Annotated in this window: 31 protein-coding genes and 1 tRNA gene; 8 read left to right on the forward strand and 24 right to left on the reverse strand. The window is 35.7% G+C overall.

Annotation, left to right across the window (positions count from 1 at the left end):
• Together ACOI1C_RS02390 and tnpA are read right to left on the reverse strand one after the other, a co-directional pair.
• Nucleotides 1-1,114, reverse strand: a 1,114-nt coding sequence (locus ACOI1C_RS02390; protein WP_422507642.1) for a hypothetical protein, incomplete at its 3' end; no start/stop codon positions are given.
• 89 nt (nucleotides 1,115-1,203) lie between these two features.
• Nucleotides 1,204-1,629 carry an IS200/IS605 family transposase gene (tnpA, locus tag ACOI1C_RS02395; protein ID WP_422507644.1) on the reverse strand — a complete coding sequence of 142 codons (426 nt, stop codon included), beginning with the start codon at nucleotides 1,627-1,629 and terminating at the stop codon, nucleotides 1,204-1,206.
• 384 nt (nucleotides 1,630-2,013) lie between these two features.
• On the opposite strand from tnpA, the gene ACOI1C_RS02400 reads away from it, so the two are divergent.
• Both ACOI1C_RS02400 and ACOI1C_RS02405 read left to right on the forward strand, forming a co-directional pair.
• Nucleotides 2,014-2,580 (forward strand): CBO0543 family protein, encoded by a 567-nt coding sequence (locus tag ACOI1C_RS02400; RefSeq protein ID WP_422507646.1) that lies wholly within the window; start codon nucleotides 2,014-2,016, stop codon nucleotides 2,578-2,580.
• Between the two features lie 144 nt (nucleotides 2,581-2,724).
• Nucleotides 2,725-2,796 (forward strand) — tRNA-Gln (locus ACOI1C_RS02405).
• A gap of 69 nt (nucleotides 2,797-2,865) precedes the next feature.
• On the opposite strand, the gene ACOI1C_RS02410 is transcribed toward ACOI1C_RS02405, so the two are convergent.
• The gene (locus ACOI1C_RS02410; RefSeq protein WP_422507648.1) at nucleotides 2,866-3,249 is read right to left on the reverse strand and encodes a Spx/MgsR family RNA polymerase-binding regulatory protein; all 384 of its coding nucleotides are present in this window, start codon (nucleotides 3,247-3,249) and stop codon (nucleotides 2,866-2,868) included.
• Between the two features lie 279 nt (nucleotides 3,250-3,528).
• On the opposite strand from ACOI1C_RS02410, the gene ACOI1C_RS02415 reads away from it, so the two are divergent.
• Entirely contained in the window at nucleotides 3,529-3,774 is a 246-nt protein-coding gene (locus tag ACOI1C_RS02415; protein ID WP_422507650.1) for a DUF2626 domain-containing protein, read from the forward strand.
• 45 nt (nucleotides 3,775-3,819) lie between these two features.
• Here the strand turns inward: ACOI1C_RS02415 and ACOI1C_RS02420 are convergent, their stop codons facing one another.
• Both ACOI1C_RS02420 and ACOI1C_RS02425 read right to left on the reverse strand, forming a co-directional pair.
• Nucleotides 3,820-4,914, reverse strand: coding sequence for a class I SAM-dependent methyltransferase (locus ACOI1C_RS02420; RefSeq protein ID WP_422507652.1), 1,095 nt, complete (start codon nucleotides 4,912-4,914; stop codon nucleotides 3,820-3,822).
• Between the two features lie 11 nt (nucleotides 4,915-4,925).
• Nucleotides 4,926-5,561, reverse strand: a complete 636-nt coding sequence (locus ACOI1C_RS02425; RefSeq protein ID WP_422507654.1) for an MBL fold metallo-hydrolase — start codon at nucleotides 5,559-5,561, stop codon at nucleotides 4,926-4,928.
• A gap of 88 nt (nucleotides 5,562-5,649) precedes the next feature.
• Between ACOI1C_RS02425 and ACOI1C_RS02430 the strand changes: the two genes are divergently transcribed.
• Nucleotides 5,650-6,111: a hypothetical protein gene (locus ACOI1C_RS02430; protein ID WP_422507656.1), complete on the forward strand. Its 462-nt coding sequence runs from the start codon at nucleotides 5,650-5,652 to the stop codon at nucleotides 6,109-6,111.
• 126 nt (nucleotides 6,112-6,237) lie between these two features.
• Nucleotides 6,238-6,411, forward strand: coding sequence for a DUF2759 domain-containing protein (locus ACOI1C_RS02435; RefSeq protein WP_422507658.1), 174 nt, complete (start codon nucleotides 6,238-6,240; stop codon nucleotides 6,409-6,411).
• A gap of 25 nt (nucleotides 6,412-6,436) precedes the next feature.
• On the opposite strand, the gene ACOI1C_RS02440 is transcribed toward ACOI1C_RS02435, so the two are convergent.
• The 7 genes from ACOI1C_RS02440 to ACOI1C_RS02470 form a co-directional block, all read right to left on the reverse strand.
• Nucleotides 6,437-6,760: an MTH1187 family thiamine-binding protein gene (locus ACOI1C_RS02440; protein ID WP_422507660.1), complete on the reverse strand. Its 324-nt coding sequence runs from the start codon at nucleotides 6,758-6,760 to the stop codon at nucleotides 6,437-6,439.
• Nucleotides 6,761-6,774: 14 nt separating this feature from the next.
• Nucleotides 6,775-7,893 carry a hypothetical protein gene (locus ACOI1C_RS02445; RefSeq protein ID WP_422507662.1) on the reverse strand — a complete coding sequence of 373 codons (1,119 nt, stop codon included), beginning with the start codon at nucleotides 7,891-7,893 and terminating at the stop codon, nucleotides 6,775-6,777.
• 418 nt (nucleotides 7,894-8,311) lie between these two features.
• Nucleotides 8,312-9,505 carry a M14 family metallopeptidase gene (locus tag ACOI1C_RS02450; RefSeq protein WP_422507664.1) on the reverse strand — a complete coding sequence of 398 codons (1,194 nt, stop codon included), beginning with the start codon at nucleotides 9,503-9,505 and terminating at the stop codon, nucleotides 8,312-8,314.
• A 167-nt stretch (nucleotides 9,506-9,672) separates the two neighbouring features.
• Entirely contained in the window at nucleotides 9,673-11,562 is a 1,890-nt protein-coding gene (locus ACOI1C_RS02455) for an LTA synthase family protein (protein ID WP_422507666.1), read from the reverse strand.
• Nucleotides 11,563-11,870: 308 nt separating this feature from the next.
• Nucleotides 11,871-12,833 carry an ROK family glucokinase gene (locus ACOI1C_RS02460; protein WP_422507668.1) on the reverse strand — a complete coding sequence of 321 codons (963 nt, stop codon included), beginning with the start codon at nucleotides 12,831-12,833 and terminating at the stop codon, nucleotides 11,871-11,873.
• Nucleotides 12,830-13,048, reverse strand: coding sequence for a YqgQ family protein (locus tag ACOI1C_RS02465; protein WP_422507670.1), 219 nt, complete (start codon nucleotides 13,046-13,048; stop codon nucleotides 12,830-12,832). Before ACOI1C_RS02465 ends, ACOI1C_RS02460 begins: the two co-directional genes overlap by 4 nt.
• Before the next feature lie 121 nt (nucleotides 13,049-13,169).
• Complete coding sequence (locus tag ACOI1C_RS02470) at nucleotides 13,170-14,627, reverse strand: spore germination protein (protein ID WP_422507672.1); 1,458 nt, start codon at nucleotides 14,625-14,627, stop codon at nucleotides 13,170-13,172.
• 173 nt (nucleotides 14,628-14,800) lie between these two features.
• Here ACOI1C_RS02470 and ACOI1C_RS02475 point away from each other — a divergent pair, with 173 nt between their 5' ends.
• Nucleotides 14,801-15,673 (forward strand): hypothetical protein, encoded by an 873-nt coding sequence (locus ACOI1C_RS02475; protein ID WP_422507674.1) that lies wholly within the window; start codon nucleotides 14,801-14,803, stop codon nucleotides 15,671-15,673.
• 100 nt (nucleotides 15,674-15,773) lie between these two features.
• On the opposite strand, the gene ACOI1C_RS02480 is transcribed toward ACOI1C_RS02475, so the two are convergent.
• The 9 genes from ACOI1C_RS02480 to chrA all read right to left on the reverse strand — a co-directional run bounded on the left by ACOI1C_RS02480 (nucleotide 15,774) and on the right by chrA (nucleotide 23,418).
• On the reverse strand, nucleotides 15,774-15,950 hold the full coding sequence (locus ACOI1C_RS02480; RefSeq protein ID WP_422507676.1) for a hypothetical protein: 177 nt from the start codon (nucleotides 15,948-15,950) through the stop codon (nucleotides 15,774-15,776).
• A gap of 43 nt (nucleotides 15,951-15,993) precedes the next feature.
• Entirely contained in the window at nucleotides 15,994-16,794 is an 801-nt protein-coding gene (locus ACOI1C_RS02485; protein WP_422507678.1) for a DUF92 domain-containing protein, read from the reverse strand.
• The gene (locus ACOI1C_RS02490) at nucleotides 16,787-17,359 is read right to left on the reverse strand and encodes a 5-formyltetrahydrofolate cyclo-ligase (RefSeq protein ID WP_422507680.1); all 573 of its coding nucleotides are present in this window, start codon (nucleotides 17,357-17,359) and stop codon (nucleotides 16,787-16,789) included. The genes ACOI1C_RS02485 and ACOI1C_RS02490 overlap by 8 nt, the downstream gene beginning before the upstream one ends.
• Before the next feature lie 19 nt (nucleotides 17,360-17,378).
• Complete coding sequence (locus tag ACOI1C_RS02495; protein WP_422507682.1) at nucleotides 17,379-17,804, reverse strand: hypothetical protein; 426 nt, start codon at nucleotides 17,802-17,804, stop codon at nucleotides 17,379-17,381.
• A gap of 160 nt (nucleotides 17,805-17,964) precedes the next feature.
• The gene (gene rpmG / locus ACOI1C_RS02500) at nucleotides 17,965-18,114 is read right to left on the reverse strand and encodes a 50S ribosomal protein L33 (protein ID WP_422507684.1); all 150 of its coding nucleotides are present in this window, start codon (nucleotides 18,112-18,114) and stop codon (nucleotides 17,965-17,967) included.
• Between the two features lie 132 nt (nucleotides 18,115-18,246).
• Complete coding sequence (locus tag ACOI1C_RS02505; protein WP_422507686.1) at nucleotides 18,247-21,042, reverse strand: 1,4-alpha-glucan branching protein domain-containing protein; 2,796 nt, start codon at nucleotides 21,040-21,042, stop codon at nucleotides 18,247-18,249.
• A 15-nt stretch (nucleotides 21,043-21,057) separates the two neighbouring features.
• Nucleotides 21,058-21,714 carry a DUF4912 domain-containing protein gene (locus ACOI1C_RS02510; protein ID WP_422507688.1) on the reverse strand — a complete coding sequence of 219 codons (657 nt, stop codon included), beginning with the start codon at nucleotides 21,712-21,714 and terminating at the stop codon, nucleotides 21,058-21,060.
• 240 nt (nucleotides 21,715-21,954) lie between these two features.
• Nucleotides 21,955-22,188, reverse strand: coding sequence for a hypothetical protein (locus tag ACOI1C_RS02515; protein ID WP_422507690.1), 234 nt, complete (start codon nucleotides 22,186-22,188; stop codon nucleotides 21,955-21,957).
• A gap of 60 nt (nucleotides 22,189-22,248) precedes the next feature.
• Nucleotides 22,249-23,418, reverse strand: a complete 1,170-nt coding sequence (chrA, locus tag ACOI1C_RS02520; protein WP_422507692.1) for a chromate efflux transporter — start codon at nucleotides 23,416-23,418, stop codon at nucleotides 22,249-22,251.
• A gap of 146 nt (nucleotides 23,419-23,564) precedes the next feature.
• Here chrA and ACOI1C_RS02525 point away from each other — a divergent pair, with 146 nt between their 5' ends.
• Both ACOI1C_RS02525 and ACOI1C_RS02530 read left to right on the forward strand, forming a co-directional pair.
• Nucleotides 23,565-23,807 (forward strand): hypothetical protein, encoded by a 243-nt coding sequence (locus tag ACOI1C_RS02525; RefSeq protein ID WP_422507694.1) that lies wholly within the window; start codon nucleotides 23,565-23,567, stop codon nucleotides 23,805-23,807.
• 32 nt (nucleotides 23,808-23,839) lie between these two features.
• Entirely contained in the window at nucleotides 23,840-24,325 is a 486-nt protein-coding gene (locus ACOI1C_RS02530; RefSeq protein ID WP_422507696.1) for a hypothetical protein, read from the forward strand.
• A 106-nt stretch (nucleotides 24,326-24,431) separates the two neighbouring features.
• Here the strand turns inward: ACOI1C_RS02530 and phoU are convergent, their stop codons facing one another.
• From phoU to pstA, 3 genes are read right to left on the reverse strand one after another with little or no spacing between them, the layout of a single operon-like run.
• Nucleotides 24,432-25,091, reverse strand: a complete 660-nt coding sequence (gene phoU / locus ACOI1C_RS02535) for a phosphate signaling complex protein PhoU (RefSeq protein ID WP_422507698.1) — start codon at nucleotides 25,089-25,091, stop codon at nucleotides 24,432-24,434.
• 31 nt (nucleotides 25,092-25,122) lie between these two features.
• Nucleotides 25,123-25,959 (reverse strand): phosphate ABC transporter ATP-binding protein PstB, encoded by an 837-nt coding sequence (gene pstB, locus ACOI1C_RS02540; protein WP_422507700.1) that lies wholly within the window; start codon nucleotides 25,957-25,959, stop codon nucleotides 25,123-25,125.
• Between the two features lie 20 nt (nucleotides 25,960-25,979).
• The gene (pstA, locus tag ACOI1C_RS02545; RefSeq protein WP_422507702.1) at nucleotides 25,980-26,864 is read right to left on the reverse strand and encodes a phosphate ABC transporter permease PstA; all 885 of its coding nucleotides are present in this window, start codon (nucleotides 26,862-26,864) and stop codon (nucleotides 25,980-25,982) included.
• Nucleotide 26,865: the final 1 nt, after the last annotated feature.

Genomic DNA, 26,865 nt, shown 5'->3' on the forward strand with positions numbered 1-26,865 from the left:
GCTCTTTCCAAAACATCTGTACATCATTATTTATTAATAATTTCTGTTTATCTGATAGTTCTTCTCTTATTAACCTCAATCCGAAATACTTAAGTTTCCAGTCATTATCATGATTACTTAATAGATTGATAATTTCACTTGAAGGTAAGCTTCTATTTTTGTTTCCTAGAATTTTCAAACTATACTCAGCTAAGATTCCTGAAGTCAAATCTGGCTTTGCGATTCTTCTAATAACAAAACCGCCTGTATTGGCATCTTGTTGTCTAAGGATATAATCTACTATTTTCTCTTTTTTTACCAAGTCCAAATTCCCTGATTTACCCAAAATGTCTATAACTAGAAAAGTAGCAAACATTGTACCTTCTTTCTGGTGAGCTATTACATTATAGGAGCCCTCTTTAGTCTCTAAACCAACAATATGATTGATTAAGTCTGAGTTTAATGAATTTCCTAACAAAATATTGATATTAACAATGTAATATACATCCACTAATGCTATTTCTTTTTTCATTGATTCCTTTAATAATTTTTCTTGCCAGTATTCTTTTATTAATGAACTGTTAGCAATTCCATATTCATTGCAAAGATAGGCTAAATCATAGAAATACCCATAATGGCTGTCTACTGAAAGATTAAAAGATTTTAAAAATCCCTTTAAATCATTAACAGTAGTTTCACTAATTTTTAAATTTTCTCCTAAATAGAGATGATATGTAAATAATTCATCTAGTCTTTCTTCATTTGAAAGATTAGACTGTTTTAATAATGTTTGTATTTTCTGGTCATAGTTGCTTTCATAGATTAAAGGTTGTTCTGTCATCTTCAATATAGAATTAATTTTTAGTTTATCTATTTCATTTTCGGCTTTATATTGTTTAACATAATTAATTATATCTATTTTATTATATCTTGTATTCAAATATTGCAGCGTATAAACCGCTTTCCAAGTTTCATCCAAGGATGTCTCTTTATTAATCATAGTGTTGTAGTTTACATATTTCCCATCTTCTACCTCACCTAGCTTAATTAAAGCTATTGTGCTTTCAACCCATTTATTATTTAAATTACTTACTTTGTTAAACGACCACCTGCTAAAGCAGGTGGATTTAGACATAAATGTCAACGACTAAAGTCGTATATCAAGACTGAAGTCTTCTCAAAGTCCTTGTGCTAAAAGCATACTAAATTAGACTAAACTCATTCTTAAATCTTGAATATTTCATCTTTTCCCTCACTAAACTGGTTAGCTATATAGTTTCTAATAATTTCCTCAGTGATATTGCCAACTGTTGCACAGAAGTACCCTCTTGCCCACAAATGTTGTCCCCAGAATCTTTTCTTTAGTTCTGGAAATTCATCTTGTATAAGCCTGGATGATCGTCCTTTTAGGTACTGCATAATCTTACTTGGCGCAAGGCTTGGAGGACACGATAATAACAGGTGGATGTGATCTTTGCCCACACTTCCCTGCAGAATAGTGATCCCTCTGGCTTCGCATCCTTGCCTTATTAGCTCTCGCGTTCTTTTGGCAATTGGACCATGGAAAACCTTATACCTATATTTTGTGACCCAGATAACGTGGTATTTTATATCAAATACAGCATGACTACTTTTTTGATAACCGTCCATACTTCACCTCTATTGTAGTATGGACATTTAAAGATAAGGCTAAAAGCGTATACCGTCTAAAGACGGTGGATTTAAACCACGCATTTGTAAATTAAAGATGTCGGCTCTTTTATTGAAAATTCTATGCCAGAAAATGCGGCCAATTTTTTCCCTATGACGACATCAGGTCTGGCTCCAAACATAATAGATGCTCTACCTTTTACACGAATATATAAGATTACTTATATTTGATAGCCTCAGAAATATCCCCCTTCTGAAAATATGAAAAAATCACATACTATTAGGAAATTATGACAAAATAAACAATTACGAATCAAAAATTACATTAATCAACATAATAACATTAAAATATCAACTCAACTACGAGTACATAGGAGTGAATTTATGAAAACCGATCAGCTTAACCAACTAGATAATTTAAGAAAACTACAAGAGAAACTATCAAACGGATCGATTGACTATTGGAAAGAATATTCAAATATCGACACATGGCAATTTTGGGTAAATGTTAGTATGTTAGTAGTACCACTCATCATTCTTTTTATATTTATTGATCGACAAAAAGCATTTCACTTAGGTTTTTTTGGATATAGCATTCATGTCTATTCGGGATATATTGATGGTTTTGGGACTAGACATGGATATTGGGAATATCCATTTCAAGCAATACCTATCCTCCCTATCAGCTTTGCACTAGACACGTCATTAATTCCAGTCGTTTTCATGCTACTTTATCAATGGACATTAAATAATAACAAGAATTATTACCTTTACGCTTTTCTGGTATGTGCGATATTCTCATTCGTTTTTAAGCCTATAATGTCTGCATTAAGTTTAATAAGACTAGAAAATGGTGCGAATTTCTTCCATCTATTCCTAGCATTCATTGTAGGATCTATTCTTGCGAAATGGATAACAAACTTATTTTTATATTTTGAAAAGGGACGATAGTATGTAATTTTAAGAATAAGGTACCCCATTCTAAATCTTCATCTTCAGGGCTACTTATTTATCTAACAAAAGTTTACAAATCTTAAACAATAACTAAACTGTTCACATAACCTAACTGGAATTAGGACAATCTAAAAACACCATTGGGCTATGGCCAAGCGGTAAGGCAACGGACTTTGACTCCGTCATGCGTTGGTTCGAATCCAGCTAGCCCAGCTACTTTACTATTCACTAATAAAAAAGCAGATAATCGGTTAAATTAAATTCAACCATTACCTGCTTTTTTTATGAGGCAGAGCAATCTAACTTTGCTCTTGTTTTTGTAATATTTCTCAGTGCTGATTGATTATATCCTATGACCAATCGCTTACCGTCTGTAATTATCGGTCTACGTAACAGTCGGGGTTGCTCGACCAAAAGGGTCAATATTTCAGTTATGGTCATCTCGTTTACATCGATGTTTAAATTTTTAAACGTCTCACTTCTAGTTGCCAGAATTTCGTCTATACCCTCAGTAGTTAAGGATAATATTTGCTTTAATTCAAGTAAAGAAGGTGTTTCTCTAAACAAATGCCTCTCTTCAAATTGAATATCATGTTCCTTTAACCATGCTTTCGTTTTTCGACAAGATGTACAACTAGGATATGTGTAAAACATTAGCTCACTCATACTTCAACCTCCATTCATTCAACCATCGTAATGTTCATATGTGCAATTTACTTAATTCACGCAATTTATATTTATTATATATAAGTATCGTATATCATTTGTACAATGTATGTATAGTTATTTGTTTATTGAACATCATATATTTTTATACAAAATGAGATATCACTTCGAGTTATTCAAAAATAAGTCACAAACATCCTTGTTTCATATATTTACATCAGAGGAATCGTCTATTATAATAAATAGGTGATGGATTCAGGCATAAAAGGAGGGATACATATGGATCGTATGTACCGAGTACTGGGGTTTTGGACTGGGATATTTTCAGTCATGTTCTTTTTAGGTGATATGTATACAACCTCATTATTATTCTTAGGGCAAACTGTATTTTTTGTATTATTAGGCTATTTAAACCTTTCAGAACGTATGTATATTTATATTTTCGGTGCTTACTTAACCGTATTTTTTATTGGATTTACGTACTGGACCACATTTATGATGGTCCCAGGAACAGGCGGTCACTAATACAAGTATAATAAAAAGCGATGGGAGAATACTCCTCATCGCTTTTTATTTTTTAGTGACGTTTTTAGACTGAACGACGACGTGAAAAGAACTGCTAATCCCACCTTGCATCAGGAGTGACCGTATCGCACGGTTTTTTTTACTTTTCTCAGAAAAAGGGTCTGTATCCATATGCTCTTGAAGATAATCTAAAATACCCTCCTTCATTAGAAATTCATCCTGACGAAACAAGCCAAGAAAATCTAGTCCGCTATTTATCCCTGCTTTTATTAGCTTATCGAAATGAATATGAGTCGTTAAATCCATTTCACCAACATGTTTCAGTGGATCCCGGATGAGCTGGTGCTTGTAAAAGCCACGTAGGCTACCCTCTCTATGGTAAGGTGTATTCCATTCTTCATCTGTGTAGCCGTAATCAATCGTATACACAAGCCCTTCTTGAACCCATTCTCCTATTTTTTGAATGAATGAGCACATTTGACGAGGAATTTCACATTGTTGACCTTTGTTTATGCTCACTTGAAAGTCCTGAATAAAATTACTAATATCTTGGTTCACAAGTGGAACTAATTTTTCATGAAGCTCGTTTCCATTTTTTTCGGTCACACGTACCTCCAATAACTCGTTGTCCACCTTTTTTATAACATCTACTGGAAACGCATCGAAGAGTTCATTAGAAAAAATAATTCCTTTAAAATAAGGGTGAATTTTTTTTAGTTCCTCTAGTTCGGTTATGACTTCGACATTTTCATGACACTTCACAGCTTCTTCTATGATTCGCCTATGGTATGGGCTTGTCTCTAATATAAAATAACTTCCTTTAGAGTACGTTTCTGGTGATTGCTCTCTCCATACATTAAGAACTGTCTTGGCAAAAGTACCATTTCCCCCACCCATCTCGACAATAATAGGTTGAACGGCTTGTTCTGTCATATGCTTTATAAACACTTTGGCTAAAGTTTCTGCAAAAACGGGAGAGACTGAGCTACTTGTATAAAAGTCTCCTGACCTGCCAATTTTCTGTTGATCTTTCATATAATATCCGTAAGTCGGATGATATAAAGCCAATTCCATAAAGGTTGAATAGGATATAGAGTGGTTTGAATCTTTTTGAATGGCCTTTACAATATGTTCAATCATCTTTTCTCCAATCAATAACCATTTAAGAAAGGGTTGGTGTCCATCTCTTGCTGAATCGTAGTCTCTCTCCCATGACCAGATAATACGAGAGTTTCTTCAGGAAGTGTTAATAACTTTTGGTGAATACTTTTCATAAGTACATCTTGATTTCCTCCTGGAAGATCGGTTCGACCAATACTACTCTCGAATAGGGCATCTCCGGAGAAAACAAGTTGTTGATCTTCTAAATAATACGAGACACTTCCAGGTGAATGCCCAGGTGTTTCCAATACTTTAAGTTGGAAAGTTCCAACCAACAAATCACCTTCCGTTAAAATGATTTCATCTGCTTTTCTTAAACGGATTGGCTCCATATAAGGAACTTGGTTTGATAGGTTTAAAGAGGGATCTACTAACCAATCCTGCTCTTTTCTATGGATATAGACTGGAATCCCCCACATATCCCGCACATCATCCACAGCGCCAATATGGTCATAATGGGCATGTGTTAACAATACAGCAATGGGCTTTAACTTGTTTTCTTTTACGAAACCAAAAATTTTATCCGGCTCACTACCTGGGTCTATAAGTAAGCAGTCCAATTGTTCATTCCAAAAGAAATAAGCATTGGTTTGAACAGGTCCTAAAGACATTCTTCTCCATTTCATGTGTTTCCCTCCATTTACAAACTACTACCGTTATTTTACACTAAAAGAACGTGTTTCTAAAATAAAACCTTCTTTTGAAAGGAGAAGTATGGAACGAGTAATAGGAATTGAATTAATCCAATCTGAGTTTCATGATATTATTGAACCCTTTCTATCCCTTACGACCTCTTACAAAGAAAGAATTGAAACCTTTTACGTCTTTACTTCCCTTGATGAGGTAAACGATCTAGTAGTTGAGTTGTCTGAATTTGAAATCATTGAATCCATTCACAAACTTTATTTTTTGGAAAACCCAACCCTTTTTCATGACTTTACTGACTATGGCTTTCACACTTCATCAGGCTATTATTTACTTGAAGGCATGACTACTTATTTCACAATTGATCAGAGGGATGAGGGTGATCAGGAGATGGCTTTGTTACAATTTGATGAACATTTACTTGCCATCGATGAAGGGATTTATTATGTAGATCAACACCACCAAGAACTGATTCAAAATATTGCCAACGCCTACAACATCTCGATTCATTTTTTTGAACTCGACAAATGATCCTAAAACGATTAAAATAAATATGATAAAGGCTACATATGCTAGAGGTCAACATCACTAACATATCGTGATTAAGGATAGAAGATAACCTCTCATGTAAAAAATTAATAGAAGGGGGTATTATTCATGGGTTTAATTATTATTTTTGCATTAGTTACTTTACTTGCTGTAGTTGGGGCGGTCCGTTCCCTTCGCGAAAAAAATATGATGGGTTTAGGGTTTGCTGCAGGTACAGTTATCGTGTTTGGCTGGTTTACCATCATGACTCTTATCCATCATGGTTTTCCAACAGCACATTAAATTTAAAATAGAAAAGCCATCAACATTATGTTGATGGCTTTTCTATTTTCCTTTTCACACTCTCTAGCTTATCGTTCATTGTTACTTTCTTATCACGGCGGTCATCAATTCTAATATTGGTTGCCACTCTTTGTATCCCTTGTTGAAAAGGAGCTTCATGTATGGCTTGTATCACTTTAAATAAAACAGGCAATTCTCCCTCAATCAAAGTACTCATCGGTGTTAACTGAAACGAGATTAATCCATCCTCTTTAAACTTTGTCAGGATACTTTGAATTTCAGCCACATATGTACTAACGCTTGGTGTTTCTGTACCTATAGGAATAACTGTTACATCTACTATTGCCATACCTTTTCCGCCTCTCACATTTGTTTAATCAATGAACTTATCTCTTTCTTCTTCATATCTATAATCTCTTCTAATTGATAACCGATTAAACATAGTGTTCCATCCGGCGATATATTCAACGGGCGATCTAAAGAATCTTCTAGGACCAGAGTTTCTTCCCCATTTATGAGAGAGAACTTCATTAATTGTAACGATGCAAGCTCATTATTTTCTTCTTTAGGCTTGAAGTAAATAAAACTATCTGTTTCTGAGTCGTAATCATAATTCGGAATCCACCATCTATCTGAGAATGTATTAATCATCGGTAATTTGAAGCTTCCCTTTAGTTGCATCATCTCTGTGTCAAAAAATTGATACAACGATTCTGTTTCAGTACCAGAGATCGTGACTAATAGGTCCTTATACGTTCGGTAAGCTAACACACTGTCTAGAATTTTAATTTCCACATTGTCTTGACTATCCAAACTTAAGAGAGGAGCATTTAAATTTCCGTCGTTTTCCCATTTTAGATAGGCAATCTTTGTTGGTCCAACCCATTGAACAAAAGGTTGACTCACTTCACTTATTTGTTGGAGGTTTTGATTCACATCTAGTACATAGTTTTGAAAGGACCAATCTTCCTGAAAGCTTGTTATAAAAACTTCCATTTCTTTAAATGGATTCCATACATACTGAATCTCAACTGAATCTATAGTAGTTGACATCTTTTCTTTACCCTGCTGATCTACTATTGTTACTTTTGCTTCATTGCTAGAAACGGACGTTTGTAAAGCAAAGTAGCTTCTATCTTGACTTGCTTTGAGAGTGATTATTTGTTCAGTGGTTTCATAAAACAACTCCGCTACTCCAGTGTAAAGGTGATATTTATAAATTTTAGATCCATCACTATCATCTGTTATGTATAAAATAGTCGTATTGTCATACCAATCACCTATAGAATTGAATTGGCTTCCATTCAGTTCAATAGGGATGATTGATAAGCCACCGAAGAAATGTCCAGATGGCCCCTCCTTAAAACTACTATTTGTCTCTTTTAATGCAGCATCAACATTTCCATCCGATTTAAATGAAGAACAGCCAGAAAGTATGAAGAACTGCAAAGCAATCATGCATACAAATGCAATTTTGACCAAATTTCTCACCTCTACTACACGTCTACTTATTAATACGTTTATTATCATCAAAAAGTTACATTCTCTTCACAAAAAGATTACCTTCATGGTAACACATATAATTACGGTTAAGTATCAAATCCCATTCATCCCACAACTGAAGTCTCGGGTGATCTGGGCTATTTCATAAATGGGAGACGAATACACTCATGACTCTTATTAAGAAAAGCACAAGCGCCTTGATCAGCCTCAGGCATAGTAAATTGTTTGAAGCAAAAAAAAGTGTGATCTTCCCTTTTATTTGCTTCAGGTTATTTGACCTCGAGGGTCTAGGCGCTGGAGCTAGACATAGACCCTGTTTGAAAAAACTTATGCCTTCTTATCTTTCAAAAAAACAGCCGCACTAATGCGACTGCTCTGGTTTACTTAAATGATTCCTCTACATATATAAACTAGCTAAGAATATCCCTAGACTTTCTTCATAAATTTCATCATATTGGGATAAAGGTAACGGATTAACTCCACTTCCTAATTCAATCGTAAAACCTGGTCTTCTCCACCTGTAGATATACCAGTCTCGAAATCCTGCGTGACTGTCAATATTCCGAATCGCCTTATAGCCACTTACTCGTTCATATTCATTAGCTAATTGGGCAGCCTCTGGAGGCTCAAGACCTAAATATCCCCAATACATCTCTTCTCCTTGTGTATGGAAAGCAAGGACTCTTGAAAAATCACTTCTCAACGTAAGGTTAGCCATTGCGATTGCTTCGGGTTCAGTCAGTGGTTCGTCACCTGGGTAATCCCTTGGTGCAGGTTGCTTCGGTATTTTCCGCTCTTTTTCAATCTCCCAGTTAGCAGGATACTGATTATTTAAGTCTACTCCACGTATGTTCGCCTTCCAATTTGAAAAATCAAGACTAGCTTTGTTTATCTCTAACACATTGCTCCTATATGGCTCTAAGTTTGGTGGTCCCGTTAAAACCAAATCAACACCATCCGGATTAACCATCGGCACAATTGACAGGGTTACCTCTTTGTAAAAGGGTTGCATATAAAAGCCACGAATAGAGCTATCGGTTGTGAGTGCAACCAAATAATCATTCACAAACTGCATAACGAGCGGTGTAGTAATCCATTCATTCGCATGAAAAGAACCATTGATGTGTACTCTCTTTGACCCATTTCCAATTTTAATCTCATACAATTCATTTCCAAGCACTGAATTTCCGATCGATTGAATCTCAATAAAAGGATAGATCTTTTTTAGCTGTTGAAGATCCTCGACAAGTCTCTCATAGGAATACTCCTGTTTACCATTAATCACTCTAGTTATCTTTCTTAATGGGAGCCTGATGATACTACCCACCTGTAAGTTCTGAGCGTTATAGCGAGGATTTAGAAGTACAAGAGCATCTACAGCAATGTTCCTCTGACTAGCAAGTTTCCAATAAGTATCACCTTTTTTTATCGTATACCATTCTTCTGTAAAGCCAGATATATTTACAATACCACCAATTTGTAGTCCACTCTGATAAGCCGTTTTGTTAGAATCGATTACTAATGGTAAAGGCAATGCAAATAGTTGACTGTAATACCAAAGCGTATCACCAGCTCGAACCCTAACCTCCATGTATTCCCCTCCTCCAAAAAAAGGCATGCTGATTAAATGTATGTGAGTGAACAACGAAATATTAATTGAACAAAGGACCTTTGCTAAAAAGGAAGAAGGGAGTGGGCACTGAGAATCGATCACATAAAACCACCAACAAAAAAAGCCCTGATTTCTCAGGACTTTTCTTATTGTACCCCTTGCTCACCACGATAATTATTTCCATCATAGAATCGCAAAAGATCTCCATAAACAATCTTATCCGAATAATCTAATTCTCTCTTAGCCTTATCCAGATACGGCTCACAAATACTACCTTCTACAACTTCTCCTGAAGTCTTGTCGAAGCATTGGTTATCCGTATAAATGTATTGATCTGTAATAAAACTTCCATCACGTAACACAGTAAATGGAATTTTCCCTTTAGAGAATATATCTGTTCCAAAATGAACATCATTTCTAGAATCTATTCCCATTAAATGCAATAGTGTAGGTTTAAGGTCAATTTGACCAGATACAGTTGAAATCGTTTTACCCTCTTGTCCAGGAATATGCACAATTAATGGAACTCGTTGTAATTCAACAGAATCTACCGGTGTAATTTCTTCTTTACCTAAAAACTGTGCCATTGCTTTATTATGGTTTTCTGAAATTCCATAATGATCACCATAAATGACAATAATTGAATCTTCATACATACCTTCATCTTTTAATCGTTGAACAAAATGTTTAATCGCTTCATCTGTATAACGAACTGTTGGAAAATAACGATTTAACGTTCGGCTATTCGATGTATATTCATTTACCATTTTATCTTCTTCCCCTAATTCAAATGGGAAGTGGTTCGTAAGTGTAATCAGCTTTGTATAATAAGGCTCTTGTAACGTCTTTAAATGCTCAACAGATTGATCAAAGAATTCTTTATCCTTTAATCCCCAACCAATTGAGTTTTCTTCAGTAACATTATAGTCACCTATTTCAAAGAAACGATCATACCCCAATGAGTCATACATAATATCACGATTCCAAAAACTTTTATTATTTGCATGAAGAACAGCAGAAGTATAGCCATGTTCTTTAACAATTTCAGGTGTCGCTGTATATTCGTTTGTTCCATGAGTAAAGAAAACGGCACCTCGGCCAAGAGGATAAAGTGAGTTATCTAATAAGAACTCAGCATCTGACGTTTTTCCTTGACCTGTTTGGTGATAGAAATTCTCAAAATAAAAGCTATCTTCTATTAAGTCATTTAGAAAAGGTGTAATTTCTTGTCCGTCAATAGTTTCACCAATCACAAAGCTTTGTGTGGATTCCATGGATATGACGATAATATTCTTATCTTTTGCGATTCCAAACAGTTCATCATTTGGTTGTCGAAGATTAGCTTTTAAATAGTTTTCAATCTCCACAAACTCACTGCCGTTAGCCCACGCTCTTTGAGCAGAAGATTTAGACTGTAGAATGGCATCATAAATGTGATAATTATAAGTACCTATATTTTTCACTAAAATTTCACGGTCAAATGTTCTCGTTAATAACTGTGGTCTTTCTGTTTCAGCTAGACCAAGATTAACAACAGAAATAATAATTGCGACTAAAAGGTAAGCTTTCTTTTCTTTTCTTTGAATAAGTCCAGCCATTGTTTCAATACTTTTACTCTTTGCAACTTTTAAAGCTGCCCACAAAATAAATAAATCAATAAAAATCAGTAGATCTGGGAATGTAATTAATTCTGTAATACTATTTCCTAAATCACCCATGTTGCTTGTCTGAAATAAGACAGGAATTGTTAAGAAATCATTAAAGAAACGATAAAAGACAACATTACCAAAAAGAATAAAGCTAGTGATAAAGCTAAAAACGAATAATAAGCGCGTTCTATACTTCTCTTTCACCAAAAGTGTGATCCCTAGTAAAAATAATAAAAAGCTTAATGGATTCATAAACAAGATGAATTCCTGTTTCCATGACTCTATTTTAATATCAAAGCTAGTTTTATAGACTATATACGTCTTTAGCCACAGCATGAAAATTGTTAAATATAACGGCCACATTCTTTTTAAAGTGGATTTATTCATAATCTTGTACCTCCTTGGAGCAATTTACTACTCTATTTAATAATCAGAATATTACATTCTCTTTTTACAATTATTGGTTTATCTCAAAAGGAAACACAGTTAATATTAATGTTTTTTTTACAAAAAATCAATGTTTATTTTACAATAGACTTTTATAATGAAATTATCACAACATTTTTATAGGCTCGTCTTATATGACGAATGAAGTCCACAAAAAGTTTCAGTTATAGGTACATTTCCTAACTAAAAATATAAAAAAGAGACTCTATACCTACTCAGAGTCTCTTTTTTATAAAGAAAAAACTATTCTATTTTCCTGTGTTTGACTTAACTAACCATGCTCCACCAATTACACCGGCATCATTTCCTAGTGTGGCGATGGAAATCTCTGCCCCTATTGCTACTCTTGGAAATGTAAATTTTTGAAAATATTCTTTTACAGGTGCTAGTAATAAATCACCAGCACGTGACACACCTCCACCTAGAACAATTTTCTCGGGATTGACTCCGTTTGCTAAGTTTGCAAGTGCTAATCCTAAATGAAACGCAGTTTGGTCTATAACTTTTAACGACAGAGGATCATTCTTTCGAGCAGCGTCAAATACATCTTTCGCCGAAATCTTACTATCCTTTTTAAGAAATAGTGACGATTCTGGATGTTGGTTAACCATCTCCATTGCTTGTCGAACAATTCCAGTTGCAGAAGCAATCGTTTCCAAACATCCTGACTTTCCACAATTGCACGGAGCCCCGTTCACTGGAATGGAAGTAATATGACCAATTTCTCCACCCGCTCCATTAGCTCCATGAATGACTTCTCCATTGGCGATAATCCCGCCACCCACGCCAGTGCCGAGGGTTACGACGATAACATTAGTTGCTCCTCCACCTGCACCTTTCCACATTTCACCCAAGGCGGCTATGTTTGCATCATTATCAACAAATGCTGGCAAACCAGTAGCCTCTTCTAGGTGCTTTTTTAGTGGATAATCCTTCCAGCCTATATTAACTGCTTCATAAATTAACCCAGTATCCATTTGTACAGGACCCGGAGCTCCCATTCCAATTCCGGCTAACACATCTTTTGTTTCGCCAAGTTGCTGAAGTTTCTCTTCAATGGCTGAAGCGATATGCGATGTAATATTCTCTCCATCATTACTTAAGTCAGTTGGGATCTCCCATTTATGGGTAATTTCTCCTTCAACCGTTATAAATGCCATCTTTATAGTTGTACCACCTAGATCAATTCCTACTAGCCATTTTTGTTTCATACTAATTCATTCCTTCTTCGTCTGTCTTTTTCCTTTTCTATTGCTTGTCTTATTAGGAGGTGTCCGAGTTTATAGTTTTGGACATCAAGCAGCTGCAACTGGTACATTTCACGAAGTTCATCTTCCATCATGTCTAGATCTGCTAACCGATCACCTATGTAAATAAACGTACCATGTTTCATTAACAATTGCTGAACATCATAGATTGTTTTCATTTTTTCACCTACTATGCATTTCTTCGGAGGTACTATTCACTTTAAGAGTAGCGATAATCTTTTTACAGGTCAAGCTTTTAAGTAATACAAAAAAGTGCCATGAAAATGACACTCTACTCGTTTAACGATCAGGATCTTTTGGATGTAAAGCAGTAGGTCTTCTATTTTTTAACGGGATAGGTGCTCTAAATAACACATCTCGCATAGCTCTGTACGAAAACGGAATAAAAGGCCATAGATAAGGTAAATTAAATGATTTCATACGAACCAGCATCACAAGCCAAGCAGTCATTCCTATTACAAGACCAATCACTCCACCTATAGCAGTTAGGATTAAAAAAAGTAAGCGTACAATTCGATTTGCTAAACTCATTTCATAGCTTGGGGTTGCAAAAGAGCCAATAGCTGCAATAGCAAAATATAAAATGACCTCATTAGAAAGGAGTCCAACTTCGACTGCCACCTGACCGACCATTAAGGCAGCAACTAAACCTAAAGCAGTTGCCAAAGCGGATGGAGTATGAATAGCTGCCATCCTCAGCATATCCAAACCGATCTCGATAATTAAAAATTGGGCTATAAGGGGAACTGCTCCCACATTGTTTGGTCCAATAAAGCTAAGTGCTTCAGGTAAAAGCTCTGGTTGAACAGCAAACAAATACCATAATGGCAACAAGAATAGTGAAGCCCACACGGCTACAAAACGAACCAAACGAAGATAGGCACCTACAACCGGTTTATTCCGATATTCCTCCGCATGCTGTAAATGATGCCAAAATGTTGTTGGAGTAATCATGACACTTGGTGAGCCATCCACAATAATCAGTACATGACCTTCGTACAAATGAGCCGCTGCCGTATCCGGTCGTTCGGTGTATCTAACAACTGGATATGGATTAAGATGACGCCCTGAAATAAATTCTTCTATCGTTTTTTCAGCCATTGGTAAACCATCAGTATCTATTTTGCTGATAGAATCCTTAACTGCTTTTACTTGTCGCTCTTCTGCAATATCCTCTATGTAACATACACAAATATCAGTTTTACTTCTTCTGCCTACTTGCATATATTCCATTCTTAAAGTCCTGTCCCTTACTCTTCGTCTTGTTAAGGCTGTATTAAAGACTATGGTTTCTACATAGCCATCTCTGGCTCCACGTACAACGCGTTCTAAATCAGGCTCTTGTGGCCCTCTGACAGGGTAGGTCCTTGCATCAATCATAATGGCATAGTCTATCCCGTCTACAATCAGTGCAGTCGGTCCAGCTAGGACAGTATCCACAACAGCGTCAAGATCATCCACCTTTTCAATTTCTACATACGGGACATGAGTTTTTAATAGCTTTTCTAAAGGATTTGGTTCAAGTTGCTGTGGTTCAAGAGTAGAAAGTAACTTCATTAAATAGTGAAGGATATCATCTTTAACAAAACCATCAATTAAAAAGAAAGACATTTTTCTCCCAGCGTATTCTTGATCCAGCTGGATGACATCAAAGCTTTTGTCAACACCAAGCTCTTGTTTTAAGTAGACTAGATTTTCTTCTATATTGATAGACACATTCTTTTTTTCTTTGATCATATTCCCACCTCATCATAGACATTAGAATCTATGTTCTACATCCATCATTAACGTAACAAGTAGGAAACATACGTAAGCACTGTAAGAATTTGACCCTGATTATCTTACTAGGAATGATTGTACCATCTGTTTCATAATATTTAGGGATAGGTCGTTTGGAGGGGTTGATAAAAATGAATTTAAAAATGAAGCGAATGATTTATATTGCCGTTATTTTCTTACTAACTATTACACTTACAAAGCTTCTGTATCCTCAAGAAGTAAGAGAAAGCCTAACCTATTTTCCGATTGACCCTTCTTTATCCTTTTTAACAGCGGAAACTATACTTACTTTACAAACCGAGAAGGGAAATGATGAGCATTTCGTAGACTGGGAGACCATCTCAGAAACAGACAAAAAGGTCTATTTACGACAAGATGTCTCCATTTTGTTTCGTGGTGGATTTTTAGTAGATTCCATGTATCAATGGAAAGAGAATGCTTCTACCTTAGAGCAATTGAAAAATGTTAGAGGTGAGGAGAGTAGCTTATTTCAGTCTATTTCTCTTCATCATGCCGAAATCCATTTACAAGACGATGTCATTAAAAGTGCCCAAACCATGACAATGAAAAACCTTTACATAATCGATTCTTCCTTTAGCCCACTAGATTCTTTTCAAAAGCCCTCTAATAAAGAACAATCAGAATGGAAGAAAATTGTTGATCATGTCCTAACTGAGCATCTAAATTATAGCTGGAATGAGTTGATTAGCTATTTCCAAATAAATAGAGAAAATTATTATGAAATAACCATGCTAGATTTAATAACATACAACAGCAAACCACTGCCAGGCTTTGACCAAGGCAAGTCTCAAGAAATAATTGGACAGCTATGGGAAGGACTATACAAAAATTACCTCCTAGGAATTAAACTTTCTCCTAGTGAGACCATCTCTCCAATCGGTAGTAAAGTTCCACTTATCCTATTGAGTAAAGACCTTACACATCTTTATATATTAATTGAAGGAAAAGACGGAGAGAAAATTAAACTAGTGCAGGAGCTGTGAGGCTAAAATCATGGTTGAAAGATTTATCGACAACAATCCAAATTTACCCATATTTTTAGATCTCTCCATAAAAAAACCTGCTGAAGTTTAAGCAGGTTTTTCATCTAAATGCTTGTTTTAAGAAACGTTCCCGGATAAAAGGCAGTTGCATAGCGAACTGAACGGCCAAACGTCGAACTAGTGGGTTTCCAAGAATTGAATTTAATACTCGATAACGCTTTCTAAAGATAGAATACACAAGAAAAACAAGAGCAGCTACTAAAACAGAATTCCGCATCATCCATCCCTCCTACTACTAATGTGCAACAGAGGGCTCAATCTTATCCATTGGAAATGTTCAACAACAAATTTATTAGTAGGCCGATTAAAGTAGCGATCATTATAGATAAAAAGTTTGTTTTATCATTGTTCATCCATGCCTTTCCACTCACTAACTTTGTGTCATCATGGCAATGCTTTAATTTCTCTGTTAGTACATGACATTTGGCACACTTATATTTCGCTTGAATGGTCGCACCAATGATGGTGTCAACCAAAGAGCCTAGTGAACCTACTGCTGTTATGATTAATACAGTTTGAAGGGTAAGCTGGTCAAATAAAATATAGGAAGATAAAGCGATTATAAGAGCACCAAATAAAGTTGCGATGCTACCAAGAATGGAAATGGCACCAGATGTTCCGGCTGGCACAATTTTTAAAGTTAGCACATGAATAGGTAACTTTTTACTTAAGCTCCCAATCTCGGATGCCCAAGTATCTGCATTGGCTGCTGCAATAGAGATACAAAAAGAAAGGAGCCAATAGTCAGAAGGAAAAAGCCAATATAATAAACTAAAGAGTGCTGGCAAAGATCCATTTGCTAGAACTTGAGCGTAATCTCTTTGATCACCTTTTTCTACTATATCCTCCATCGTCTTTTTCTGCTTCCCTTTATATTTACTCCAAAAACTTGATGTAGCAAAGAAGATTCCGAGTAGAATAATTCCTTCTATATGTAGTCCAATTGTGATGAAAATCGCAATTATACATGCAGATATTGCACCGCTAAAGGTCAAACTTCTTACTTTAAATCCTAAAAAAACGAAAACAAGAATTAGTATAAAAAGTAGAGTATTATTCAAGGCAATCAATAATCCTTTTTTCCGTGATAATTATTTGTACAGGTACATCAAACGACTCAATAGGAAGCTTGGGTAAAAGCTGACATTCAAACAGTAAAGAAATTGTTTGTTCTTGATACCCCTCTAAATAACGGTCAAAGTAACCCCCACCATATCCAATTCGATACCCTTTTTCAGTAAAGCAGACGCCCGGTACGATCAATAAATCAATCTTTTGAGGGTCAACTGACTTTGTTTTTGAAACAATAGGTTCCAGCAAACCAAAATAAACCGTTTCTAATTGATTAAAGGTAGTAATTCTTTTGAAGACCATCTTCTTTTCTTCAGGCAAACACTTTGGAACAGCTACTTCTTTCCCTTCTTGCCAAGCTCGTTCAATGATTTCCCTCGTTTCTATCTCATTGCCTCGGGAGATTGTGATGCCGATAAGATGGGAGTTTTTCCAGCTTTCCGTTGAATATAAAGTGTCTGCAATTTGCTTTGAGAATTTTGTCACTTCATTTTCAGAGAATGATTGAAGTCGTTTTTTCATGTCCAGTCGGAGTTCTTTTTTTGTTTTACTCATATAACAACACCCCAAAGGTTTATTGATACATATCTTTAATGGTAATCACTTTTAACGCAAGTAATTCTTCTTCTGTGAGCTTTGATTGAACGGTAAGAAGGAGCTCAGCTTCTTCCTTTGAAGTTAATCCATTAGAAATCATAGACTGCATGTCTTTTATTTCACTTAATGTGAATTTCTTTAACAACACCTTGGTTGCTTCTTCTTTTGTATTAAAAGGAAGATTCTCTGCATTTGAAAGAGTTTCATCCTCTAAGAATTGCTGTAATTCAGGATTATTTTTCACCTCTTCTAAGATGAGATCTATCTCACCACTATTTTCTAACTCCGCATAGACCTGAGCTATCACTTGGTCAGCAACATACCCAGTACCCACCTGATACACACCATATCCGATGACTGTTAATAGGACCAAAGAAACAATGATACCGATTATGTATTTCATTTTATTACAAACTCCTTTCTCAGTTACCGGCAAAAAAATTATAGTAATTAAAGTATATAATCAAACCTCTATTAATTTCAAAAGAAAAGCCATTTTCTTGCTAAATCAAAATAGCCGCAAACCTTCAATTATAAAGGTCTACGGCTATGTTTTGTGAACATTATTTTGTTTCACGGTGAAGAGTAACTCTCTTTAGTCTTGAGCTGTATTTCTTAAGCTCAATACGTTCTGGATTGTTACGCTTATTTTTCTTCGTAATATAGTTACGATCGCCAGTCTCTGTACATGCTAGAGTAACAGTAACGCGCATTATATATCCCTCCAAACTTTCATTACATTCAATCAGACTTTACTATGATAGCATTTTTAATTAAGAAATGCCAGTCCAATTTTACCGTAATTAAAAAACAATAAAAAACGAGCTTCATCGAATGTAGTAAAGCTATTTTTTCAACTCAAGTGGTGTGTGCTGTTCATGTAAAAGCACTTGGTAATATTGTGCTGTTTTTTCACCAATACAATCCCAATTGTATTCTTCAATAGCTGTCTTTTGTCCATTTTCAGCGATTTTTCTGGACAATGCTGGATTGGTTAAAAGCGCAATGATGGCCTTGGAAAGCTCTTTAGATGACCCAGGTGCAACGGTTAACCCTGTCACTCCATTTTTCACAAAGCTAGTGAGTCCACCCGTATGTGATACCACAACTGGTTTTTTTGCAATCATCGCTTCTAGTGCGGCAATGCCAAACGGCTCATAAAGACTTGGAAAAACGGCAATGTCACAGCTTCTCAATAGTTCATTCCGTTCATCATCGTGTACAAAGCCGATTAGGTGAATATGGTCACCTAATCCTCTCGAATGAATTTCATCCTGATATTTCTTTTCTAACGGACCTTTACCGGCAATAATAAACGTAACATTCGAATGCTTTTTTAGCACTAAAGGTGCCGCTTCAATTAATGTTTGAAATCCTTTTTCTGGCACCATTCTTCCAATCGAAAAAACAATATGGTGATGGTCAGGAACGGATTCTATCCAGCCTTGATTTGCGCATGAAGACGGGTTAAAGTACGTGTGATCTACCCCATTTGGAATGACCACTAACTTTGCATGGGATAATGGGTCCAACTCCATAATCTCATTTTTCATATATTCACTGCAAATGAGTATAGAGGTTGCTTCTCGAATTAACCGAAGTTCACTCTCTTGTATACTTGTTTGCAAATCTGTATAAATCCCTTGATTCCTTCCGTGCTCTGTTGCATGTATGGTAGCTAATAACGGAATAGTAAAGTGTTGTTTTAATGTGATTGCAGAGCTTTCAACTAACCAATCATGCGCATGAATGATGTCGAAGTTTATCTTTTTTGAAAGTTCTAATGCCTGCTCTACAATGCTCAGGTTTAGACTTCCAATCCAATGGAGAAAATCCTGCACTCCCGGCTGATAGCTATTCACTCTATATACATGTACCCCTTCTAACATTTCATATAATGCACTTTCTTGGTCTTCCTTCGCTGTAATCACATACACCTCGTGCCCTAGTTTAGCAAGGGCTTTGGACAATTCAAAAACGTGACGAGCTAGGCCTCCGATAATTCTTGGAGGATATTCCCAAGTTAGCATCAATATTTTTAGAGAGTTAGAAGCTAGAGGAAGCTTCTCAATATATTGATCATGTTCAGAATGAAGCGGTGAGAGATCAATATTTAACATAAAAGGATAGTCTGATTCTAGACTCATTAACAGTTCCTCTGTTATATTCCCTTTTTCGAGTTGCTCTAAGACAGATACAAAACGCTCGATATGTTCATTACATCGATTAGCGGCATATTGGCTAGCACTTTGGTTGTCTAAAATAAATGCCCAATCACTACTAGTAGCTAGCATCCAGTCTCGACATAATTGCTGAATGGTGCGTTGAATTAGTGGGTTCGATAGGTCCGTCGTTGAGTATAATTCGACTAATTTTTTTTCCATCCAATGCAAGTGACGATACATCCATTCATTCCGCTCATTTAACCAAACGTCCCCATACCCTTCACGTCCCCATGTTGAGAATGTGACATGAGCTGTTTCTAAATCTTGATAATGTCGTGCGAGATACTCACTTGGAGTGATCGCTTCTATTTGGTTGTTTGGAGTAGCAAGTACTTCGCTAAACCATGCAGGTCCTTCAAACCACCAATGTCCAAACAATTCCGCATCAAAAGGTAAGGTTACAATATGAGGAGGAAAACTTTGTCCACCAAACTGGTTTAGCTGTTCCTCTAAGGTTGCTCTAAAATCCCTAGCATGCTCAACCGTTTTTTGGTTTGCCCATTCAGGAACATAGATCTCTTTCCATTCAGTATCACCTGTTATGCGATGATATTTTAAACCCGTGTCAATTCTGATCCCATCTGGGTGAACAAAAGATTGAATATAATCCCAATCTCTTTCATAAGCTAGATCCCTGTAAAATTCACGGTAGTCACGATCGCCTGGATATCCTTCTGATGAACTCCAAATTTTATTAGATATTTTTTGATTTCTTGCAAATAGGGCGATTCCATGTGGAGAGTAAACAGGAGCCCCTACACCCTTTGTAGGTATCGGATCAGCAAAGTTTAAGGAATGCTCGTCCACAAAGGTATACTGTATCCCTTCACGATAAAGAATTAAATCTACCCCTGGAGTATAGGCGCATTCAGGTAACCAAATTCCTTTTGGTTTCACACCGAAATGTTCTTCAAAACATGAGATACCTTGCTTAATTTGCATTCTGACGCCTTGTTCGGTTTGTAAATACGGTAAAAAGGTATGGGTCGCAGAAGAAGTGATACATTCAATCATTCCCTTTTTAAAGAAATGTTTGTAACCTTCTAAAATGTTCTGATCATATTTTAAAAATGTTTCTCTAATTTTCTCGTATCGATCTTCGTAGAATTGTATAACGACTTTTTCTTTTGGATCTGTTACACTTGCCTTTTCCTTCTGTATGAGTGCATCCGTTTTATCTAAAAAATGCAAATATCTTCTTTGTACCAAGGGATCAGCTAGCATTTCCATTAGTGGTGGTGAAAATGATATCGTCCATTTTTGCTGTTGATTCTCTTTTTCCAAATTCCATAGTAATGGTATGTAGCTTTCTGTAATCGCTTCGTAGAGCCATCTTTCCTCTAATCGATTCGCTTCTCGGTGTCTTACATAAGGCAGATGAGCATGAAGAACAAAGTTCACATACATAGAATTCATAATATTCACCCTCAATTATTTGATTTTTTCATAATAAGAATAGGTAGAAAAATTCTCCAGCCAGCTTGGGCTTGACACTAAGCCTGTCTTCCATTTATACACATTCTCTGAAAACATCCCCACTTGGTTAGGCGAGTTCCGAGGCGTTTCAATGGAATTTGAACGAAGAATAGTAAAAAATGCTCCTTGATCTGTTTTAATTCCAAGATCAGCGATATATGTTCGATTTGGTTCAAGTTCTGTAATAAACCAATTGTTTATCATTTCAGGTAATGGAATTTCACATTCAAAGTGAGCATTTTGCCCATTAAATACAAGGGAAGTAACATCATATACTTTTAAAAATTTAGGTAGAAAACTCCATTCTTGACCAAAATGATGCTCTAAGAAGCTTTTTTTAATAGATGATAGCTCCCAATATGTATAAATAGTCGTTGCATTTTTGACCATTGCACACATCATATCTAAATTATAGGATGAAGGCTTGTCCAGATACTGAGACAGTTTGTGAGGTTGATCTTCCATCTCATGTTGATCTTCGTTATTGCCCTCAGTCTCTTTTATATGCTTACTCCAACGGTAATGAATTTTTCCAACCGTTGTCTCCATTTCCTTGGCAATCTCTCTAAAGCTTAATCCTTCATTTCTTAGATTAATGATCTCCTGTATCATGCATTCCACCCCAAACTTTTAGTCTATGCTCTCACATGAGTGTTATATGCCTTTTCTATTGCTTTTGTTCATCTTAACATTCGTTTCAAACTCTCACAATAAACACATTTTGTCGTATTATGCGGGATTAGATGGGACATAAGGTTTAGTAAATATTAAATTTTTGAAAACGTTTTCTTTACAGAATTAGACATTATTTTCAACGCAGATACTACAAAAAAAAACAAAAAAAGAGCGAATTCAACGCTCTTCATTTTGTTTAAGATAGAGATCATCTGTATCAACTAACGGTGCATTAACTAAAAGTAAGGCTGGGGATATACCCGTTCGACTTCTTTCTTTGTGATAGAAATCTTCATTAATTAATGAATTGGCTCGGCTTGCACTTGTATCATAGACATTACTTTCCGAATGAACTTTCGTTTTATTTGAAATTTTGTTGTTTGCTTCAATTATATTTTTGTCTTCGTCCATGTTAGTCCTCCTCCTTAGAATTCACAACTAGTTTTAGGAGTTTACAACCGAACTATACAACTAATATAGGATTAACCCAAGAATAAAAGTAACAACGACAATCAGCAAAGGTGCTACTTTCCAATAGGTGAGAAGAAAAAAGAATAGAAGAGCAATAGCAAATGATAAAGGCTCGTTCACAGCACTCGTAAAGACTGGGTCATAAAAAGCAGCGATTAATATACCTACTACAGCTGAATTTACACCCGTAACCGCACCTTGAAGTTTTTGACTTGATGAGATTACATTCCAAAATGGGATTGTTCCAATGACTAATAAAAAGGCTGGAAGAAAAATAGCAATAGTTGCTACAACAGATCCAAAGATTCCCCCTTGAACGGCTCCAAGAAAGCTTGCAAAAGTAAATAGAGGCCCTGGAACTGCTTGTGCCAATCCGTATCCTGACAGAAATTCATCTTTCGTTACAAAACCTGACGGTACAACTTCTCGTTCCAATAAAGGTAAAACCACATGCCCACCACCAAAAACGAGTGAGCCTGAACGATAATATATATCTGCAATCGTTAGCCAACCTTGTTCAAATATTGTTGTTAAGATAGGCAGTATGCCAAGTAATAGGAAGAACAAGGCTAAGGAAATGAAGGCTACTGTTTTTGAAATAGGGAAATGAAGTTTACTGACTCCTTCGTTTTGTTTACGAAATAGATACATCCCTACTACAGCAGATGAAATGACAACGATCACTTGAGATGCAACAAATGGCCAGATGCTTATAAGAACGGCCGTGAGTATAGCAATTGTCTTTTTACTTCGATTATCTGTGATATTCTTCCACATCCCCATTATTGCTTGCAGGACCACAGCTACAGCCACTAGCTTAAGGGCAAATATACCTTTGGATAAACTTTCAGGTATATGTGAAAAATACACACCAAATAGAAGCAACACTAGGATAGATGGGAGAGTAAATCCTATCCAAGAAATGAATCCACCTACTATTCCTCCCCGAATTACGCCAATCCCGAATCCCACTTGGCTGCTTGCAGGACCAGGAAGAAACTGACAAATTGCAACTAATTGTGCATATGCTCCTTCATTGAGCCATTTTCTCTTTTCAACATATTCATTTCTAAAGTAACCTAGATGAGCAATAGGCCCACCAAATGAAGTAAGACCTAATAGTGTTGAGACTTTCAAAATCTCTATATAAGTTACTATCCGATCTCTCATACCTTCTCACCTTCTTACGTTTTCTTATACCATTATATCAATTGTTAATCCTTGAAAAGTAAAGGTTTTGTAAAGTTGGTTATAGGACAGTTGTGCTTCAAGTTTAGTTTTCTCTTCGGATATGGTATAAATGAAAGAGATATCTTTTGGAAAAAGAAGTACGAGGTGAAATCATGGAGTTTGTTATTATTGGATTATTCTCGTTTGCGATTCTCTTATTAATTTTATCCTTTTTTAAACGAGATAAAGTAAAAGATTTAGAAGAACAGTTAGAACAACTATCTTTAATGACCATACAGGAAAGTTATCAAATGAACAAAAGAATCAAGATTCTTGAAGAAGAACTATTATTCCAGGACGATGATTTACAAAAAACCTTTAAGAAGTAATGGAAACTAAATAATGAGAGGTTAAATTAAATATGAGTAAGAGTTTTTTACGTGGTCTTTCAATCGGTATTATTTTAATAACATCTATATTTACCCTTTATTTAAATCCGTTTAAGGATGAAAAATATCTAGAAGAGCAGCAAAAACTCAGTGATCAAGCTGTTTCAACTTATCTTAAGAGTAAAGGTCAGACAGTCATTACGTTAAATGAATATAATTCACTTAAACAAACGAAGGAAGACTACACTAAATTGGAAGATGAATCTAGCCAATTAAATGAGACTAAAGAACAGCAAAAAGCTATATCTTATGGCTATAGATTAGAGATTAAAGAAGGTATGAATAGTCCTGATGTAAGTGAAGAATTGGAAAATGCAAATATTATTGAAAGTGCAAAACAGTTAGAAGAATACTTACAAACCATGGATTGGGAAAGTTCCATACAAATTGGTATATTTGAAGTAAAGAGTGAAATGACACTTGAAGAAATCGCAAAAATTATTACTAAAAAAGGGTAGTTGGACTCCAATTTTTCACAATCTGAAGCGGTTCGGATGTTTTTCTGTCATTTAAATACATACATGTAAAAAAACCTTAGTCATAAATAGACTAAGGTTTTTTTTATTACGCATTTAAATCGTAATGTTGTCCTTTAACTAAGTAAAAGATATTCTCAGAAATATTTGTTGCATGATCAGCTGTTCGTTCAATGTATCTAGTAACAAATGCAAGCTGAGTAATTTGGGCAATTTGTTCAGGATGCTTTGGCATCATAGAAAGTAGCTCTTTAATAATTTCCCCGTACATCTCATCTACTTTGTCGTCTAATTCAGAGATTTTTTTAGCAAGTATTAAATCTTGTTCATTATACGCTTTTAATGAATCCCTTAGCATTTCTAAAGCTAGTCGATGCATTTTTGGAATATCTTCTAATGGCTTAATAAATGCTTCTGATCCAATACGGATTGTTGCTTTTGCAATATTAACTGCATGATCTGCCATACGTTCTAAATCTGCTGCTATTTTTAATGCTGCCATAATTCTACGTAAATCCGTGGCAACTGGTGATTGCTTAGCAATTAATAGGATAGCAAAATCATTGATTTCTTCTTCAAGCTTATCAATTTTATTATCATTCTCAATAACGACAAGTGCTTTTTCTATATCTTTGTCTAATAAGGATGCCATTGCTGCTTCAAGGGCTACTTCTGTGAGTTTACCTAACTCTAAAAGCATTTCTCTTAACTTATTTAAATCAACTTGAAATTTTTCACGAACTGTCAATAGGATCACCTGTCCTTAATTATTGGAATAATTAACCAAATCTACCTGTGATGTAATCCTCTGTTCTCTTATCATTTGGATTTGAGAAGATGTTATCTGTTGCTCCAAATTCTACTACTTCTCCATTTAGAAAGAAAGCAGTTTTGTCAGAGATACGTGCTGCTTGCTGCATATTATGTGTAACAATAATAATACTATAACTCTTCTTTAATTCTTGAATTAGCTCTTCTATTTTTAATGTTGAAATCGGGTCTAATGCAGAAGTAGGTTCATCCATTAGAATGACATCTGGCTCAATAGCTAGGCAACGCGCAATGCAAAGTCGTTGCTGTTGTCCACCTGATAAACCATATGCATTTTCATGAAGACGATCTTTAACTTCTCCCCATATGGCCGCCCCACGAAGACTCTGTTCTACAATTTCATCCAACACTTTTTTGTTACGAATTCCATGAATTCTAGGGCCATACGAAATATTTTCATATATGGACTTTGGAAATGGATTTGGTTTTTGAAATACCATTCCTACTCTTGTTCTTAAATCTTCTACCTTAAATGATTTATCGAGGATACTTTTCTCTCTATATAAAATTTCTCCAGAGATACGTACAACTGGAATGAGCTCGACCATTCTGTTTAACGTTTTAATATAAGTTGATTTACCACAACCTGATGGTCCAATGATTGCAGTGACTTCATTTTCAGCTATAGAAAGGTTAATGTTTTTCAACGCTTGATCCTCACCGTACCAAAGGTTAAGGTCTTTCGTATCATACACGATTGTCTTATTTATTTTAGCGGTTTCAGAACTATTCCCCTTAGCCACCACATCAATTTTTCTCTTTTCACTATTAGACAGGACTGTCATAGTTCAAAAACCCCCAAAAATTAAAATCTTCTCTGAAATTTATTTCTAATAATGACTGCAATGGAGTTCATCAAAAACAGGACTAACAATAAAATAACGATCGTAGCTGCAGCAAGGTTTGCATATTCATCCACAAGTGCAGAGTCAATCGTCCAATAATATATTTGCATAGGTAATATTGTAAACTTATCTAAGATCCCGTCGGGTAGAGGGATAAGTAATGCTGGTATACCTATAACAACTAGTGGGGCGGTTTCACCTATAGCACGTGATAAGGCTAAAATAACCCCGGTTAATATACCAGGAATGGATGCAGGTAACACAATATTCTTAATGGTTTGCCATCTTGTAGCACCCATACCGTATGAAGCTTCTCTTAAAAATTGTGGAACTGCACGAATTGCTTCTTGGCTTGCAACCACAACTACAGGAAGAACAAGTAACGACATGGTTAAACCACCCGCCAAAACAATAGAACCTAAATCAAGATTTCTTACAAAGATAGTCAATCCCAGTATTCCAAATACGACTGATGGAACACCTGCAAGGTTTGATATATTGGTTTGTATAAATGACTGAAGTCGACCCTTTTTAGCGTATTCCTCTAAATAAATCGCCGTACCAACACCTAAAAACATGGTCACTGGAGCGACAACAAGCATGAGCCAAAAGGTACCAAGTAAGGCCCCCATAATCCCGGCCTTTTCTGGGTCGGTAGATAATTTATTAAAGATAAAGTCTGTATCAATCCAGCCCCAACTTTGTGACACAACTCGGTAAATGAGAATAACTAAAATAACTAATCCAAATAAAGTGGCCAAAAAGAATAACGTTTTCGCAAGATTATTAGCAAATAATCTTGTACCCATTTTTTTTTGCACTTGAGTAACATCAACATACTTCATA

The organism is Bacillus sp. DJP31, from assembly GCF_049310945.1.
Lineage (GTDB): Bacteria > Bacillota > Bacilli > Bacillales > SA4 > Bacillus_BS.

Bases quoted from the DNA above. Each gene is read 5' to 3' on its own strand.
- ACOI1C_RS02440 (WP_422507660.1), bottom strand. From the start codon at position 6,760: ATGGCAATAGTAGATGTAACAGTTATTCCTATAGGTACAGAAACACCA.
- rpmG (WP_422507684.1), bottom strand. From the start codon at position 18,114: ATGCGCGTTACTGTTACTCTAGCATGTACAGAGACTGGCGATCGTAAC.
- ACOI1C_RS02420 (WP_422507652.1), bottom strand. From the start codon at position 4,914: ATGATTGAACATATTGTAAAGGCCATTCAAAAAGATTCAAACCACTCT.
- ACOI1C_RS02515 (WP_422507690.1), bottom strand. From the start codon at position 22,188: ATGGACGAAGACAAAAATATAATTGAAGCAAACAACAAAATTTCAAAT.
- ACOI1C_RS02450 (WP_422507664.1), bottom strand. From the start codon at position 9,505: ATGGAGGTTAGGGTTCGAGCTGGTGATACGCTTTGGTATTACAGTCAA.
- ACOI1C_RS02470 (WP_422507672.1), bottom strand. From the start codon at position 14,627: ATGATCAAAGAAAAAAAGAATGTGTCTATCAATATAGAAGAAAATCTA.
- pstA (WP_422507702.1), bottom strand. From the start codon at position 26,864: ATGAAGTATGTTGATGTTACTCAAGTGCAAAAAAAAATGGGTACAAGA.
- ACOI1C_RS02455 (WP_422507666.1), bottom strand. From the start codon at position 11,562: ATGAATAAATCCACTTTAAAAAGAATGTGGCCGTTATATTTAACAATT.
- ACOI1C_RS02435 (WP_422507658.1), top strand. From the start codon at position 6,238: ATGGGTTTAATTATTATTTTTGCATTAGTTACTTTACTTGCTGTAGTT.
- ACOI1C_RS02460 (WP_422507668.1), bottom strand. From the start codon at position 12,833: ATGAAACAAAAATGGCTAGTAGGAATTGATCTAGGTGGTACAACTATA.
- tnpA (WP_422507644.1), bottom strand. From the start codon at position 1,629: ATGGACGGTTATCAAAAAAGTAGTCATGCTGTATTTGATATAAAATAC.
- ACOI1C_RS02400 (WP_422507646.1), top strand. From the start codon at position 2,014: ATGAAAACCGATCAGCTTAACCAACTAGATAATTTAAGAAAACTACAA.
- ACOI1C_RS02465 (WP_422507670.1), bottom strand. From the start codon at position 13,048: ATGAAAACAATCTATGATGTTCAGCAATTGTTAATGAAACATGGTACG.
- pstB (WP_422507700.1), bottom strand. From the start codon at position 25,959: ATGACAGTCCTGTCTAATAGTGAAAAGAGAAAAATTGATGTGGTGGCT.
- chrA (WP_422507692.1), bottom strand. From the start codon at position 23,418: ATGAGAGATCGGATAGTAACTTATATAGAGATTTTGAAAGTCTCAACA.
- ACOI1C_RS02505 (WP_422507686.1), bottom strand. From the start codon at position 21,042: ATGAATTCTATGTATGTGAACTTTGTTCTTCATGCTCATCTGCCTTAT.
- ACOI1C_RS02510 (WP_422507688.1), bottom strand. From the start codon at position 21,714: ATGATACAGGAGATCATTAATCTAAGAAATGAAGGATTAAGCTTTAGA.
- ACOI1C_RS02495 (WP_422507682.1), bottom strand. From the start codon at position 17,804: ATGAAATACATAATCGGTATCATTGTTTCTTTGGTCCTATTAACAGTC.
- ACOI1C_RS02480 (WP_422507676.1), bottom strand. From the start codon at position 15,950: ATGCGGAATTCTGTTTTAGTAGCTGCTCTTGTTTTTCTTGTGTATTCT.
- ACOI1C_RS02410 (WP_422507648.1), bottom strand. From the start codon at position 3,249: ATGAGTGAGCTAATGTTTTACACATATCCTAGTTGTACATCTTGTCGA.
- ACOI1C_RS02490 (WP_422507680.1), bottom strand. From the start codon at position 17,359: ATGAGTAAAACAAAAAAAGAACTCCGACTGGACATGAAAAAACGACTT.
- ACOI1C_RS02475 (WP_422507674.1), top strand. From the start codon at position 14,801: ATGAATTTAAAAATGAAGCGAATGATTTATATTGCCGTTATTTTCTTA.
- ACOI1C_RS02415 (WP_422507650.1), top strand. From the start codon at position 3,529: ATGGATCGTATGTACCGAGTACTGGGGTTTTGGACTGGGATATTTTCA.
- ACOI1C_RS02430 (WP_422507656.1), top strand. From the start codon at position 5,650: ATGGAACGAGTAATAGGAATTGAATTAATCCAATCTGAGTTTCATGAT.
- ACOI1C_RS02425 (WP_422507654.1), bottom strand. From the start codon at position 5,561: ATGAAATGGAGAAGAATGTCTTTAGGACCTGTTCAAACCAATGCTTAT.
- ACOI1C_RS02530 (WP_422507696.1), top strand. From the start codon at position 23,840: ATGAGTAAGAGTTTTTTACGTGGTCTTTCAATCGGTATTATTTTAATA.